At 61.7% G+C, this 15,983-nt stretch carries 11 protein-coding genes; 2 read left to right on the top strand and 9 right to left on the bottom strand.

From position 1 onward, the window contains the following. Positions 1 to 76 precede the first annotated feature (76 nt). From F455_RS0109425 to F455_RS0109415, 3 genes are all read right to left on the bottom strand, one after another. The gene (locus tag F455_RS0109425; RefSeq protein WP_018973040.1) at positions 77 to 1,078 is read right to left on the bottom strand and encodes a glycyl radical enzyme family protein; all 1,002 of its coding nucleotides are present in this window, start codon (positions 1,076 to 1,078) and stop codon (positions 77 to 79) included. A 22-nt stretch (positions 1,079 to 1,100) separates the two neighbouring features. Beyond that, positions 1,101 to 1,538, bottom strand: coding sequence for a universal stress protein (locus F455_RS0109420; protein ID WP_026293234.1), 438 nt, complete (start codon positions 1,536 to 1,538; stop codon positions 1,101 to 1,103). Between the two features lie 170 nt (positions 1,539 to 1,708). Next, complete coding sequence (locus F455_RS0109415; protein ID WP_157578585.1) at positions 1,709 to 3,118, bottom strand: S41 family peptidase; 1,410 nt, start codon at positions 3,116 to 3,118, stop codon at positions 1,709 to 1,711. Between the two features lie 883 nt (positions 3,119 to 4,001). On the opposite strand from F455_RS0109415, the gene F455_RS21980 reads away from it, so the two are divergent. Together F455_RS21980 and F455_RS0109400 are read left to right on the top strand one after the other, a co-directional pair. Continuing rightward, on the top strand, positions 4,002 to 6,890 hold the full coding sequence (locus tag F455_RS21980) for a hypothetical protein (RefSeq protein ID WP_157578583.1): 2,889 nt from the start codon (positions 4,002 to 4,004) through the stop codon (positions 6,888 to 6,890). Between the two features lie 468 nt (positions 6,891 to 7,358). Then, on the top strand, positions 7,359 to 8,540 hold the full coding sequence (locus F455_RS0109400) for an Ig-like domain repeat protein (RefSeq protein WP_018973036.1): 1,182 nt from the start codon (positions 7,359 to 7,361) through the stop codon (positions 8,538 to 8,540). 109 nt (positions 8,541 to 8,649) lie between these two features. On the opposite strand, the gene F455_RS0109395 is transcribed toward F455_RS0109400, so the two are convergent. The 6 genes from F455_RS0109395 to F455_RS0109370 form a co-directional block, all read right to left on the bottom strand. Continuing rightward, complete coding sequence (locus tag F455_RS0109395) at positions 8,650 to 10,299, bottom strand: long-chain-fatty-acid--CoA ligase (RefSeq protein ID WP_018973035.1); 1,650 nt, start codon at positions 10,297 to 10,299, stop codon at positions 8,650 to 8,652. A gap of 210 nt (positions 10,300 to 10,509) precedes the next feature. After that, positions 10,510 to 11,310: a 3-keto-disaccharide hydrolase gene (locus F455_RS0109390; RefSeq protein WP_018973034.1), complete on the bottom strand. Its 801-nt coding sequence runs from the start codon at positions 11,308 to 11,310 to the stop codon at positions 10,510 to 10,512. A gap of 55 nt (positions 11,311 to 11,365) precedes the next feature. After that, positions 11,366 to 12,553, bottom strand: a complete 1,188-nt coding sequence (locus F455_RS0109385) for a lipase family protein (RefSeq protein ID WP_157578581.1) — start codon at positions 12,551 to 12,553, stop codon at positions 11,366 to 11,368. Further along, positions 12,550 to 13,548 carry a sugar phosphate isomerase/epimerase family protein gene (locus tag F455_RS0109380; RefSeq protein WP_157578579.1) on the bottom strand — a complete coding sequence of 333 codons (999 nt, stop codon included), beginning with the start codon at positions 13,546 to 13,548 and terminating at the stop codon, positions 12,550 to 12,552. The genes F455_RS0109385 and F455_RS0109380 overlap by 4 nt, the downstream gene beginning before the upstream one ends. Next, positions 13,545 to 14,177, bottom strand: a complete 633-nt coding sequence (locus tag F455_RS0109375; RefSeq protein ID WP_026293232.1) for a gluconate 2-dehydrogenase subunit 3 family protein — start codon at positions 14,175 to 14,177, stop codon at positions 13,545 to 13,547. The genes F455_RS0109380 and F455_RS0109375 overlap by 4 nt, the downstream gene beginning before the upstream one ends. Continuing rightward, on the bottom strand, positions 14,178 to 15,983 hold the full coding sequence (locus F455_RS0109370; RefSeq protein ID WP_018973030.1) for a GMC oxidoreductase: 1,806 nt from the start codon (positions 15,981 to 15,983) through the stop codon (positions 14,178 to 14,180). It lies immediately after the preceding gene.

Genomic DNA, 15,983 nt, shown 5'->3' with positions numbered 1-15,983 from the left:
GGCCTCGGCGCGTCGAGCGTTGGCGTCTGCGCTGCCTGCGCGCCGGCTATGACCTGCGGCATTGGATCGCGGGAAATCAGAAAGTCCAGGAAAGAGCGCCGAGTCCCAACGTCATTGAACGCGCGTACCACTCCAAATGGCTGGCCGGCGTCGGCTTCGAGAGCGTGCGAACGGGACCGGAGATCGGTTCGTCGATCCATGGCTGCATCGCGCCGCGAATTGCCAACTGCGCGGAAACCGCGGCGACCGCCGGCACACTAGGCCACGATCCGCGATAGGCGAGCAGTGCATCGCTGGCGGTCAATGGCAGAACTGCATCGCTCGTGTCGTTGGCGAATCTGGCCAGCTTGGGCTGGGGGTTTATCGACGTCAGACTTGCATGGCGCAGGCCGTGTCGTCCGGCGCGCTCGATCAAGTCGTCGGGCAGGCCGCGCAAACGCGCCCTTTCGATCCAGGCTTCGTCGCAGCACATGGTCGCCCCACGTATTTCGGCGAGTGCGATGCTTGCACGCAAGCAGCCCTCGGCGAGCGACTGCGCGAGCGACTGCGCTTGGCGACATGCTTCCACGCTGTTGTAGTCCAGGCCGAGCAACGCCAGCGCTTCGGCAAACCCGATGATGCCGATTCTCAGTTTCTTAGGTTGCCGTTTCGTGCGCGTTCCGAGCAGGGTCGCATTGTCGAGCGCCTGCGTCGTGAGTTCGGCGCAGTCCTTCACTGCGGCAAGATCGACCTTCGCCGCGGGCGTGCCGTATCCGCGCACGAAACCGACGATATTCAACACGGCGGCGAGGTCGTTGTCGGGCCAGGATTCCTTGCTCGTGCCGGCGGTGGCGAGAAGGCGCTCATCGAGCAGGAGGCGCCAGCTGGCAAAAGCATCGAGCAGGCGGATTTCGAACGCGGCACGTTCGGCTTCCGGTTCGACTGAGGCGAGCGCCGACGCCACGCGCCGCCACGTGGCGTCGACCGTATCGTCGTGCAGCGTTCCGTTCTCGCGCCAGCGAAACCAGGTATCCCAGGCTTCGACAGCGACGGGCGAGATGAACGGCGAACTGCCTTGGTTCTCCGCAATCAGGTTCATGATGCTGATGACGACCTGCTGTTCAGCGATAGACCAGGACAGGCACGTGGCTGTGGGTCAGCACCTTCTGCGTTTCGCTGCCGAGCAAAATACCCTCGATGCCGCGCCGACCGTGCGAGGCCATGAGAATCAGGTCGCAGCCGTACTTCTGTGCGGCTTTCACGATCTCTTTGTAGGGGTGGTCGCTGACCACATTCCTTCCCTCGCAATCGATGCCTGCCACCCTGGCAGCGCGTTCCGCATAGCGCAGAAATTGCGATGCGTGGTCCTGACGGCTCTCTTCGTAGTCGCCGACGGTCATCTGCAGCAGCTCCATCTGATAAGTCGAAGGATGAAACTTGGGCATAACGTGAAGCGCGGTCATCCGCGCACCAAGCTGTTTAGCTAGGCGAACGGCCTGTTTGACGGCTTTTTCCGACAGTTTCGAGCCGTCGGTGGGTACGAGTATGTGTCTGAACATGGCTGAGGCCTTGAATCGTTCGTGCGGATGAAATAGCACGGGCCCAAGCGTAGCCGCCGGCGATCAAGGGGCTTTGACCCAGGTCAATTCTGTTTGCGTGTGCGCTGCCGCGACTCGCCGAGTTGGTTCCCGGCGGGTTGAAGGCGGCTCCAGAATCGGCGCACGAGGGACTAATCGGCTGCCAGCGCGATAGCCCGATCCAGCACCGGATCGCGCTGCATCGTGTAGTCGGCGAAGGTCATCTGGATCGTCTCGTCGGGAGCCAGCGACTCGACTTGCACCGGAAAGAGCCAATTCAGCCAGAAGCATCTGTCCCAGTCGTCGCAGCGATGCGCATAGTCGTGCATTCCGGTTGCGTAATGCAGGCAAAGATCGTCATGCGGAAGACACCCCGAATTGCCTTCGCCGTAAAAGGTAAGCCGATCGCCGACGGGTTCGCCGAGAATGATTGCGCGAGATCCCGCCGCCTGCTTCACGAAGGCCGTGGCCGTAATCGCGGCGGAAAAGGTTTGCGCGCCCGTCAGCAGATAGATTCGTCCACCGGACGGCACGAAATCGGGCAAGTGTGATGCGAAGTGAGCGATCTTCGTATAGTCGCCGCCGCCATTGAATCGCATATCGAGGATGATGTTACAGGGTGGATGCGTGCGCATCTCATTCACTGTGGCGCTGAGGAAGTCGCCGATAGGCTGATCGTCCGCATCCTCGATCGCCTTGAGCTGTATGAAAAGCGTGCAACCGTGATCGACCCACGCCCGGCGCAGCCTGCTATTGAAGTCGCGCAGCGATAATGGCAAGCCGGCGTCATCGGAAATCAATGCGCGCCAGTCCGAAGATTCGCCTTTCATCTTTTGCGGCGACAGCCAACGTGTCATCTGCGCACGCGGTTCGCTCTCGTCTGCCTTTTCACCTGGTAGCGTGCGCGTCACCTCGCTGCCGTCCGGCAAACGGAACGTCCAATTGGTCTGATCGGGGCGCGAACCGATGGCGGAGCCGTAAAGAATCTCGGGCGACTGGACGTAGGTTGCGGCGTTGTTGCGGCGCCAACCCTCGGCCCCGCCATGCAATTGTTCGAGCACGGCGATCACGTCGCGCACCGGCTTGCCCTCGATACCTTCGACGCGCGCACCCAGAAGATCCGCATACGCCGATTTCGCCCGCAGGACATAAAGCCCATCGGCAAACTGCGCGACGCGCAAGGGCATGAGGTTCTGGCCGCCTTTGCCGAAGTAGAGCCCGGTGTGACCGTTGTCGGCAAGCGCTGTGATGCGCATCAGCGCGACACGAAATCTTTCCTTGTCGAGCAGCATGTGTTCGGACTTCAGCTCTGCGATCCGGCGATCTGCCTCCGCACGCGCTGCAGGCGAAAACGACCGGTCCATAGCCAAAAGACGCGAAAATTGTTCAATGTCCTGCTGTTGCGCCTCGAGCGCATTGGCAGGCTCAGGAAAATTGCTCGGCGGCGGATCGGGACTGAATTTATGACGGAGGCAGAATGCGAAGCATCCGGCCATCCCGGCGAACAAGACAACGACCGCCAAGGCCCACAATACAGTTTTGAGAATTCTGCCTTTCGTCATCGCTGCGCGATTCCAATTCTGGGGACTCGATTGACACTGGATATGTGGGTCACTTCCGCGGCCAAGCACGATAATTCTGCCGCTCTCACCGCCGCCGATTCTTCGAATTCATATTCCGCGTCCCAAGCTATCGCGCGGGCTTGAATTTGCCGACTCCGGTTCGACGATCGAATGACGCTGCGCTTGCACTGATTGAGACTGGGCTATCGACGGCTCTCATTCATGTGCGAAAAGTCACTGCGTTTTCGACTGGCGCATCTGCAGATTGGATGACAGCGAAAAAACATGCAGCGTTGGCGCGTCGGTTTCCGCGCTTCAACCTGCAATGTTTGCATGCCCCGAATTGGCCGAAGTCAGCCGTCCGGAAGCGACCCGAGCCAGACCTTCAATCGCATTCGCAAAAGCGATCAGCGCGGATGGAAGGCGACGAACACAAACGCTATCGCAATCTGTTTAGTGTCGAAGGTTGGGCCGCACGACCACGCGGGCTAGACCCGAGAGCGCGCGTGCGTTCGCTTTAAAAAAGTCAATCCAGTTGGATCCAATTGGATGGCTACGGCACTGGAGGACCGCTCTGCGCTTGTTGGTCTTTACGACATTGCGCAATTGACATTACGCAGTGAAATTAATATTTTACATTGCAAATTGAAGATTTTATTGTCGTGGCATTTAGCGAAACTACGGCGCCGTTGGGGGCGGCGGTTTTTACTTCTCGATACACCCAACAGCGGAAAAGCTAATGCTAACGATCAAGTACGGTGGTCCTCTCAGAAATACGATAGTCCGCGGCATAGCCGCGCTTTTACTTGTCGCTGGCCTGCAAGCACAGGGTGCCAAGCATCCCGCGCCAGCGTTTGCGCATCGGCTGGCAAAGATGCCGGCCTTGGAGCACCAACAGGACACGTTGGAATTCTCCGAAGGCACCAGTCGGGTTACGCCGCTGACTGCCGCACAGGCAGCACAGGCCGCGAGCACGCTGAACTGCACCGTCTACTGCGGCACGACGGTCAGCTATACGAGCTGGAAAGGCAACACCACCACCATGCAGGAGTTCGATGGCCTGTATGTGCGCGTGCTGGTGCCGCAATCCTGGTTCGATGATGCGACGTTTACGGAAAGCGCGCGCCACACCCTCATCAATGGTTTCGATCTGGTCTATCAGTATCTCTTCGAGATCGTCGGCAGAAGGCCCGGGACCGCTCTCGACACGCTTGCCTATGTCAACCCGGCGGGCTGTGGCGATGGTTGCGGATCTGTGGGTGGGCTCGGAGCCGAGTACGACTGGGGCTGGAGCGCCGATAGTGCTGCAAATGGCTTGGAGGGGTATGGCGAGATCCACGAGATCACGCACAACTTCGACTCGTACGGAGGCTCGTACAAGTTCGGCAACAGCACGCTGACCAACAATGCCAACGGCCCTTTGCCCGATTCGTCGCATTACTGGACGACGATGTTGCGCGCTATCTACACCTATTCGGGCAACCAGAACAGTTACTACGACCACCAGTACGAAGGTTGGCTGCAGTCGTATCTCGACGGGGGCGGCACGTGGCAGAACTGCGTCGTCCAAAGCAATTCAGCGTGCGGCAGCGGCTCCACCGGCTGGTACGCTCCGGTGGGTTTGTACTTCCGTCTTGCCCACTTGTACGGGCAACAATCCATCACGCGCTGGATTGCCTTCATCAAGAACAACCAGACGTCATCGACCGACCAAGACAAGCTCGACCACTTTTTCGAAGCGTATTCGGCGGCGGCGAATCGCAACGTCAACTGTGTGTTCGACGAGTTGAATTGGCCGATCTCGCAGAACGTGCGCAATTGGGTGAATACGAATATCGGCACGACCGCGCAGAATCCCGGCTGCAGCAACGGTCCGGGCGGCAAGTCGTCCATTCTCGACATGGCGGCGGAACTCGGTCCGCCGGCGACGCCGAACAATTACACCGGTCCGGGTGGCGGGTTCTGGAGTCCGCACAGCGTGGGATTCCCCGGTACGGTCAACTCGAACGGAAGCTCGAGCGAACTGGGATTCACGTTCCAATGGAGCGCCGGTCAAAAGATCCTCTTCTATATCTGTGCGCCCACCGGCGGGCACAGCGGAACGACGCTGATTGAGCACATCAACGGCAACGCCACGTATTGGGATGGCCCGACCATTACGCCGGGGACCTGCAATACGCACACGGAGACTGTGCCGTCGACCGGAACCCTGGGCATCGTCGTCGAACCGGGTACCGACACGGGTGCGTATACCATCGTGGCGGTGCCGGCGCCGGTGAGCCTGCAGCCGCATGACTGGGGCCAGCTCTCGGTGTCGCGCAATGCGGCCAGCGGCGAGTTCACGCTGACGCTGAACCAGATCGACGCGACGAAGGTGACCCCACAATCGAGTCTTTTTTCCGGCCCGCACACGATTCGGTTCTGGGCGCAGAACTACGGGTGGATCCAGGAAATCCCATGGGTTGCCGGGTCGACGACGTACACGGCGAAATGGACACCGCCGAGTGCGCTATCCGCTGACGTCGAATTCCGTGCCCAGGTTTATGCGGATGCGGCCAACGGCTATGCCAGCAACCAGACCGCGCCGGTCATCTACTACCTGATCCCGCGCAAGTATGCGGCGCTCAACCCGGCGCGCCTGCTCGATACGCGGCCGAATTACAGCACGATCGACGGGCAGTTTGCCGGCATCGGCGCAGCGACACAGGGCGGTGTCGTCGATCTGACCGTGGCCGGTCGCGGCGGCGTGCCAATAACGGGTGCCGTTGCGGTGGTGCTGAACGTGACCGTGACCAATCCGACCGCATTGGGATATATCACCGCGTGGCCATCCGGTACGACGCGACCCAACGCGTCCAACCTCAACTTCACTCCCGGCAAGACGATCGCGAACCTCGTAATCGCCAAGCTCGGCGCAAACGGACAGGTGTCGCTGTACAACTCTGCCGGCACGACTCATCTGATCGCAGACGTGGCGGGTTACTTTGGTTCGGGCACCGATCTCAATGCCTTGCCGCCGGCGCGCTTGCTCGACACGCGCGCAGGCTTCCCCACGATCGATGGTCAGTTTCAAGGCACAGGCGCGGTGCCGGAAGGCGGCACTCTGAAGCTCATGATCGGCGGACGCGATGGCATTCCGTCGAGTGGCGTCGGCGCAGCGATTCTCAACGTCACCGCCGTCCAGCCGACGGGACTGGGCTATCTGACGCTGTGGCCGAGCGATGCTGCGCAACCCTTGGCCTCGAACCTCAACTTCATGCCGGGCGACATCATCCCGAACCTGGTGATCAGCAAGGTCAGTGCGTCCGGTGAGGTGTCAATCTACAACGCGGGGGGCGATACGAATGTCATTGCGGACGTCGCTGGGTGGTTCCCGTCGAATTCGCAGCTGACCTCGCTCGTGCCGGCGCGCCTCATGGACACGCGTGCGGGCATGAACACGATCGACGGCCAAGCTCAAGGTGCGGGGGCACTGCAAGGTGGAGGCACGGCAAGCCTGACGGTGCTCAATCGAGGAGGCGTGCCGGCGAGCGGTGTGGGTGCGGTCGTGCTCAACGTGACGGTGACTCAGCCGACGTCTTGGGGCTATCTCACGGCGTGGCCCTCGGGCTCCTCTGTGCCACAGGCATCGAATCTGAACTTCGTGGCCAACCAAACGATCCCGAATCTCGTGATCGCGAAGGTGGGCGCGAATGGACGGGTGGATTTCTACAACGGCAGCTCCGGCACGACCCATGTCGTGGTCGACGTGATGGGTTGGTTTGCGGAGTAGTAGTCGATCTTCTGCGAGAAGCCAATAAACGGGTGGAGATGTTGAATCAGACGATCGTGTGCTTTCGCTGTTACGGCAAGAAAATTCCCTGATATCTGCCATTATTTTCCCTGCTATCAGCGAGCCGTGAAAAATTCTTCGGCCCGAAAATGGCGTCAGAGGTGAGCTACAGGGCAACGCACTGGCGAAAGGGACGTCGTTTTCGCGAAAAATTCCCTGTTAATTTCCCTGTTAACGGGAATTTCGACCAAAGACTGGTTCTCGGCGGACTGCACCCACCACCATACGTCGCACATGCGGAGCATTTAGCCGCTTCAAGCCAGAAAAGCCCGCCGTGTCGCGGGTTTTTCTTTTTCATTGGTCACAGAGACGGGCTCTACGAGCATTTTTCGCCCGATTTTGCGGTGTCGTCTCTGTTCTCGCATTGCGACGACCAATGGGCCTGACATCGGTTCCGGCACATGGCGTATGGGGACTAACCAGGCGGTCAACGCCGGACAGACGGCGACATTCACGGCGGCGGCATCGGGCACGCCGACGCCGACGGTGCAGTGGCAGTTCAGCACCGACGGCGGCGCGACATTCCAGAACGTTGCCGGTGCGACGACGTTGACGGTACCGAATGTGGCAGCGGGTCAAAACGGCACGAAGTTCCGTGCCGTATTCACCAACACCTCGGGCAGCGCGACGACGACCGCGGCAACGATGACGGTGAACGACGCACCGACGGTCACGACCAACCCGAGCAGCCAGTCGGCGTCGGCCGGCAGTACCGCGACGTTCACCGCCGCGGCCAACGGCAATCCGACGCCGACCGTGCAGTGGCAACAGACCACCGATGGCGGCGCGACGTTCACCAACATTGCTGGAGCGACATCGACGACGTTGTCGTTCATGGCGTTGGCATCGCAGAACGGTAATCAGTACCGCGCCGTGTTCACCAACACCGTTGGTAGTGCGACCACGACGGCGGCGACGTTGACGGTAGCGAGCACCATGCTGCAAAGCTCTCTCAATCCCTCGATGTTCGGACAGAGCGTTACTTTCACGGCGACGATTTCCGGACAGAACCCAACCGGCATCGTCACCTTCACGTCGGGTGCGCTGACGCTGTGTACAGCGGTAGCATTGACCGCCAACGTGGCAACCTGCGCTACGACCGCGTTGCCGGTCGGATCGGATTCGGTTACGGCGGCCTATTCGGGCGATGCCAACAACGCGGCGTCTCAGTCGCCTGCGTTTACACAGACCGTGAACGTCAAGACCACGACAGTTTCTCTTGTGGTCGCGCCGGATCACATTGCCCTCGGCCAACCCGTGACGATCACGGCAACGGTAGCGGGCGATCCACCTAGCGGAACGGTGACTTTCACGGACAACGGAAACGTGCTGCCGTGTTCGCCGGTCACGCTGGTCCCGGGCGCAACCAGTTCGACGGCAGTTTGCACGACCGTACCCTCCGGAACGGGAACGCACTCCATCGCAGCAATCTACAGCGGCGACGGCAGCTTCGCGGGAGCAACTTCATCGGTCGTAGCCCTAGTTGTTGGCGCAGACGCCACTCCTGCGCCAACGCCCGATCGCTGGGCGCTGCTTATGCTGGTCGGACTACTCGGCGCAACAGCGTTCGTGCGACTCCGCAGGCTATAGGCTGCCGCTTTCCTACGGCAGCTCCGGGTCGATAACTGCCCTTCCCTACTGGCGATAAGCCTCCCCAATCGGGATCCTTGATGAATATCGGGCAGCTCCGTAAAGTTCGTCAGCTTCCAGCCGCACTCTTACGCTGGGCAATGATCTCTCGCAAACGCTTCTTATCTATCTTGCCGACGCTCGTACGTGGCAACTCGTCGATCAAGATAACCTCGTCGGGCAGCGCATAACGGCTGATTTCGCCGTTGTCGACGTAAACCTGCAGGTACTCGTGCAGCATAGCTAGATCAACAACTGTAGCCTTCTTCGCCACGATGAATGCAACGGGGCGCTCGCCCCAGCGCGCGTCGGCCACGCCAATAAACGACGCCATCGCGACATCGGGATGACGCATCGCGAGATCCTCCATCTCGCACGAGGAAATCCATTCGCCGCCAGTTTTGATCACGTCCTTGAGACGGTCGCGAATCGTCAGGCGACCGTCGCTCGACACAGTCGCGACGTCTTGTGTGTGCAGCCAGCCTCCACGCCACAATGTACGCGTGGCATTCGCATCGTTCGCATACGATGCAGTCAGCCACGGCGCACGCACGACCAATTCGCCCTGCGCGGCACCGTCGGCAGGTACAGGCTGCATCGCCTCGTCGACGACGCGCAATTGCACCAGCGGTATCGCGTGCCCCGCGCTGCACAGTTCGGTGTCGCGTGATTCGCCCTCCGGCAACAGCGAGCGCGCGAGCGTCAGTACGGGACAGGTTTCCGACATACCGTAGCCCGTGAAGACGCGGATGCCCTTCGCGCGAGCGGCGCGCAGCAGCGCACGCGGCACAATCGAACCACCGACGATAAGGCGCCAATCCGCCGCTGCTTCGTCTTCTGGGCGAAATGCATCGAGCAGCATTTGCAGGATCGTCGGCACGCAATGCGAAAACGTCACGCGTTCGGCGCGGCGCAGCGCGAGCAGGCGCGCGGGCTCGTACTTGCCTGGATAGACTTGTTTGAGCCCGAGCATGGTCGCCACGTAGGGAACGCCCCAGGCATGCACATGGAACATCGGCGTCATCGGCATGTAGACGTCGCTGCGACTGAGCCCGAGCCCCGCGGGTTGCGTACCCAGCGCCGCCGCGAACGATAACGCGTGCAGCACAAGTTGGCGATGCGTGAACGCGACCGCCTTGGGCTGCCCGGTCGTGCCCGTCGTGTGGAACGTCGTCGCGAGCGCGTTCTCGTCGATGTCCTCGAACGGAAATTCGTCGTCCGCCGCGGCCAGCAGGGACTCGTATTCGCCGGCGACAATCCGGCGCGTCTCCGCCGCGACACCGTCGTGCAGCAGCACGAATCGCTGCAATCCCGGAATGCGCTGCGCGAGCTGCTCCACGAGCGGAGCGAAGTCGGCGTGGAAGAGCAGCGTCTTCGCCTGCGTGTCCTCGAGCGTGTAGACGATCTGCTCGGGTGACAGACGCACGTTGACGGTCTGCAGGATCGCGCCGAGCATCGGGATCGCGAAATAGCATTCCTGATAACGATGGCTGTCCCAGTCCATGACGGCAACGACGTCGCCGCTGTCGACGCCGAGTGACTTCAGAACATGCGCAAGCTTGTGCACGCGCCGCCCGAATTCAGCATACGAATGCCGCCGTCCATCGCTGCCAACGATCTCGTTGCGGCTCCGGCCGTCCAGTGCGGTATGCAGCAACTGGCCGATGTGCAGCGAGTACCAATACGTTTCGTTTCCCGCAAGCGCATAACGCAGTGCCATGTAGTCTCCTTGCCGGCGCCGGTACCGGACAGCGGTTCCTGTGAGCGACCAAGCGACTTCGTGCCCGCGTCCCCGCGAGATTGCATACACTTGTCTGCCGAACCTGGTACGTAGCCCCGAGAAATAGTTGGAGCATATTCGGTGACGCGAATGATGCCTCTAGTGCATCTTCGCATGCACCACCCCAAGGAAGTTGTCACGCTGCGCCCATCACTGATCAGCGATCGGGCGGATCCAGATGTTGCGGAAGCGCACCGGCATATGATGGTCCTGCAGTTTCAGCGGCATCAGCAGGTCGTGCGGCTTCCACACAGGCAAGGCATGGTGCGCAGACGGCCCGAGCAGCGGCGTGTGGTTCTGCGTGACGACGCCGTTGTGGAACACGGTGACGAAACCGCTACTCTTCACCTTGCCATCGGCGAACCGCGGCGTGTTGAAGACGATGTCGTAAGTCTGCCACTCGCCGGGTGGCCGCGACGCGTTTACAAGCGGCGGCGATTGCCCGTAGATCGCCGAAGCTTGGCCGTCGGCATAGGTGTAGTTGTCGTAGCTGTCGAGGATCTGCACTTCGTACAACCCGGCGAGGAACACGCCGCTGTTGCCGCGCTCCTGGCTCTTGCCGGTGGCAGGCGACGGTTCGGCGAACTCGACGTGCAGTTGGTAGTCGCCAAATTTCTGCTTGGTGGCGATCTCCCCGCTCCCGCCGACGACCTCCATGTAGCCGTGCTCGACCTTCCAGCCTGCCGGTCCGCCTTTGTCGGATTGCCATGCATCGAGATTCCTGCCGTCGAACAGAACTATCGCGTCCGACGGCGGATTCCCGGAATGCTCGTTCATCGCAGACGTGCCCGGCGCGACGATGCGCGGACGCGGGCGATTGTCGTCGTGCACGCGCCATTGACTGTTCGGCAAGCGCGGCGTGTCGGTGAAACCGGTCGGCGGATTCTCCTCTTCGGCGTGGACCGCTGCCATCGCGGCCAACAGTGCACCGATGACGGCGCTTCGTACCATGCGTGTTCTTGGATTCATCGTTCTCTCGCGGATCTCTCGTTCTCGAGCCACGGGCTCAGCAGGACTTCGCCAGCGGCTTGCCTTCGAGCCGGTCGTGCAACCAGTCGAGGATGTGCGATCCGTCGAAAGTGCCGTGGCTTTTGTCTTCCTGGAAATCGGCATCGATCTTCGTGCCGAGCTTGCAGGCATCCTCGATTGCTTTCTTCGTCCAGGCCGAGTTGATGTATTCGTCCTTGCCAACGTAGATGACGAGCATCGGCGCATCGGCCTTGCGCTGTGGCACGGCCAGGGCCTGCAGGTTGGCCTGCAGTTTCAGCGTCGCCTCGTGCGTCGCCGGCTTCAGCTCATCCGGCTTCATCTGCAGCGCGGCAGCGCTGCGCGCGGCGAGGTCCTTGCAGCTTCCGAGCACGTCCCAATTCGTCTTCACCGAACCGCGGCGGTACTGCTCGACGTCGAAGTCCGGATGCGCCCACGCCTGGGTGATCAGCATCGCCACGTACGCGGCGCTCTGCACCGGCGTCATGGCCTTGTCTTCCGCCATCTGCGCATAGCCGGAAATGTTGGCAGCCGGCACGGCATTGACCGCGCCGAGAAGGTGCAATTCGGGTGCATATACCGGCGCCTGTTCGGCCGCTGACCACGATGCTCCGCCGCCCTGCGATCCGCCAACGGCGACCCAACGATCGGAGATCACGCCGGGCTTCGCGTTGCGCAGCGCCCGCACCGCGTCGATGACATTGTAGCCTTCGCTCTTGTTGTCGAGATAAACATGCTTGCCGCCGCCGCCGAGCCCCTGGTAATCGGTGAACGCGACGGCATAACCAGCCTTCAGATAGCCGGCCACCATCACCACCATGCCATACAGATTCGGCGAGCTCGACGGACCACAATCGTTGGTCACGCCGGTCGTGCCGTGCGCATGCGAGAGCACGGGCCAGCCGTCCGCCGGCGGCGTGCCGGCTGGGATGAACAGCGCGCCCGTGACAACGGTGTGCTGGCCGTCACTCGAGGTGGAGCGATAGCGCACGCGCAATGCTTCGGCGCCGAGATCGCGGATCGATTGATCGATATCGGCGTACGGTTTCACTTCGACGATGCTGCCCGGCGTCTCTGCGACAGGCGCGGCAGCGGTGGGCGCAGCGGTTTGCGCCGCCGGCGGAGACACCGCATCGTTTTGCGAACCGCAGCCGGCGAGCATGGCGAGGGTGAGTGTGCACGTCGTCCTCAAAATGGAATGGATCACGATTTTTCTCCGGCGAACAAATGAGTGAGGAAGCGATAGTCGTTTTTCACCGCATCCATCGGCGTGGTCGGGAACGGCGTTTCCTGCTCGACGAAGGCGTGTTCGACTTTGCTTTGCCGCATCAGTTCGACCATGTCACCCCATTTGACGATGCCGGTGCCGATGTCGGTCGACGCCAGATCCATCAGCGCGTTGCTCGGGCGCTTCGTGTCCTTGAGGTGCAACAGCTTCAGCCGGTCGCCGAGCAGCCCGAACAAGGCGCCGACGTCCTGCTTCGCCGAAACAGCCCAGCCGATGTCAAGCTCGAAATCGAGTATCTTCGGATCAGTGCGTTCGACGAGGATGCGGTAGCCGTTCGTGTCGCGCGGCAGCGGCGCGAAGTCCATGCCGTGATTGTGGTAAGCCAGTTTCACGCCAAACTTGCCGAGCGCGGTGCCTTTCTCGTTGAGGAAGTCCGCGGTGCGTTTCCAGTCGTCGGCGTCGAGCGTCGAAAACAATTTCGACACCGCCTCTTCGTTGAAGCCGGCTGGCGGGTGCTGCAACACGTCGTAGATGCTGTCGGGCATGTATGGGATCGGCACGACCGCATATTTCGCGCCGAGCATTTTCAGGTCCGCGGCGAATTTCGGCAGGTCGTCGAAATTCCACATGCCGTTAGTCGCGCGCGGTGCAATGTGCGCGGCGGGAGCCACGAGGCGGGCGTCATCGAGCATCTTGCGCAGGTCGGCCGCTGACTTGCCGTAGTTGCCGGGGAACTCGACCTCGCGATAACCGATCGCCGCGAGTGCGTTGAAGACGGCGCCGAGATCATCGCTGTCCTTGAGTCCCAATGTATACAATTGCAATCCGGGCACCCATTTCAACGGCGCATGCGTGGGCGCTGCACCTTTGGTCGCGGCAGCCCACGTGGGCTGCGCGTGCGCCGCCGCCGCGGCTGCTGCTCCGGCCATCGTCGTCAGCCAGTGACGACGGGACAGGCGAAATCGTTCGTTCACGCGAGACCTACCTTCTTGAGAACTTCCGGCGGCGGACCGTCGAACCGCGGCAACGGCATGTTGCCGACGTACTGCAGATCCTTGCGACCCTGCGGCGTGGTGTAGAAACCAGCGGCGGTGAGATCGCGATAGCGCGCGAAGAAGTGCGCCGCCTCGAGCAGATCCGCCTTCGCGCGAAGGACATGACAAATGTCGTCGCAGATGGCGTGCAATTGCGCGGCACTCAATGCTGTCGTCGACTTCGAAAAGCGGCGCGAGGATTCCGCGTCGAACCAGGCGAAGCCTTCGAGCACAAGCTTGCGATCTTCCTGCTGACGCTCGTATGGCGCGCTAATCCACTCGTCAACGAAATCGACCACACCCACCGACGACGCGCTCGGCGACGAAGCATCGGCGGGGATGATCACGTCGCAAAGCACCGTTGCCAGTTGGCGCTGAGCGGGCGTGAACGTCAGCGGCCATAGATCGCCCGGATGGTAGATCTTGAGCAGATCCGGGTCCGGGCCGTACGAAACGGCTGCAACCTTGCCGGGGGCACCGTAGGCGGTAGAAAACAATCCCGACATGCCACCGAGCGGCAGCGACGTCACCGCGGTCAACATCCATCGGATGCTCGTGCGCCTGTCCACTCAAAGCTCCTTCCGCTGCATGCGGTCGAGGATGTGGTCGGCGACGCGCCAAGCATTGGCCATGATGGTCAAGGTTGGATTCTTGTCCGCGTTGGAGGGAAACGGCGCGCCATCCGCCACGAACAGGTTCTTCACGTCCCAGGCCTGGCACCATTTGTTGAGCACGGACTTGCCGGGATCCTCGCCCATCAGCGCGCCGCCGACCTCGTGAATGATGCCGCCGCCCGGATGGATGGCGCCGTCGCCGTCGGTCTGAGACTGCCCCTTCACGCGCCCGCCCATCGACTCGATCAGGTCGGCGAAGGTTTTCTGCATGTGTCGCGCTTGGCGGATTTCGTGCTCGGACCACTGCCAGTGGAAGCGCAGCACGGGGATTCCCCATTTGTCCTTTACCTGCGGATCGATTTCGCAATACGACTGCTCGTTCGGGATCATCTCGCCGCGGCCGGCAAAATAGATCATCGAGCCATAGTAGCGGCGTGCGTCCTCCTTGAATTTCGTGCCATAGCTGCCGCCGGTCAGCCATTCGAGGCCTGCCGCCGTGCCGGGGTCCGGCATGCGCCGGCCGCCGATGAATTCGATGTGGTAGCCGCGGGCGAACGGCAATTTGCCGGCCTTCTGCATCTTGTATCCCCACCACGGCACGTACATATGCAGGCCGGAGGTGCCTTCCTCGTTGTGCGGCGGCAGGTTCTCGAGCAGCGGAATCTGCCCGGCAAGATCGCTGCCGACGGTATCCATGAGGTACTTGCCGACCTTGCCGCTCGAATTGGCCAGTCCCTGCGGAAATCGCACGGACTTCGAGTTGAGCAGGATGCGCACGGTCTCGCATGCGCTCGCGGCGAGCACAACAACTCGCGCACGCACCTCGCGTGACGCGCCGGAGCGCTTGTCTACGAAGCGCACGCCTGCGGCGCGACCGTCCTTCGCAAGCAGGACTTCCGCCACCATCGCATCGCAGAGGATGTCGAGCTTGCCTGTTTCCAGCGCCGGCGGCAGATGCACCGTCGTCGACTGGTAGTTGGCGCGAATCGAGCAGCCCTGCCCGCACGGTGTTGTCCAGAAACAGGGCGAACGTTTGCGCATGTCGCGCGCGATAATGTCTTGCGCAACGGCGTTGCCCGGATGCAGCTTCGCCGGCGAGTTCTTCCAATCGAGCGGCGCAGTAAGCACGGCGCGGTGACAGGCAATCGTCGGAAAACCGAATTTCGCCGAATGCTTCTGCACGAGCAGGTCGCTGACGATCGGCTTCGGCGGCGGCAGCAGGCAGCCATCGGGCGAATCCGGTGTGTTCTCCAGACCCTGGTTCGAGCCGTAGATGCCGACGAGCATCTCGACCTTGTCGTAGTACGGCGCCATGTCCTCGTAGGAAATGGGCCAGTCGAAGCCGAGCCCGTCGCGCGAGTACGGTTTGAAATCGTAAGGGCCGTTGCGCAGCGCGATGCGGCCCCAGTGATTCGTGCGGCCGCCGAGCATGCGTGCGCGCCACCACTCGAAGCGCTGCGATTTTTCCGCGCTCGCCTGCGTGTACGGTTCGCCCGGAACTTGCCAGCCACCGTCGACGGTGGCGTCGTAGAAACCAAATGGCTTCTCTGGCGTGCCGGTGCCGCGCAACGGCGCCATCTCCGGCGTCTGGAACATCGCGGCCTCGCGCTGCGGATCGTAGTTGCGCCCTGCCTCGAGCATAAGCACGTGCGCGCCGTTCATCGTCAGCGTGTAGGCCGCCTGCCCGCCACCGGCACCGGAGCCGACGACGATGACGTCGTACTCGCCGCGCGCCGCCGCTTCCGCAGTAACAGATGGCAT

Source organism: Rudaea cellulosilytica DSM 22992 (genome assembly GCF_000378125.1).
Classification (GTDB): domain Bacteria; phylum Pseudomonadota; class Gammaproteobacteria; order Xanthomonadales; family Rhodanobacteraceae; genus Rudaea; species Rudaea cellulosilytica.
This window is presented reverse-complemented; position numbering and strand designations above follow the sequence as displayed.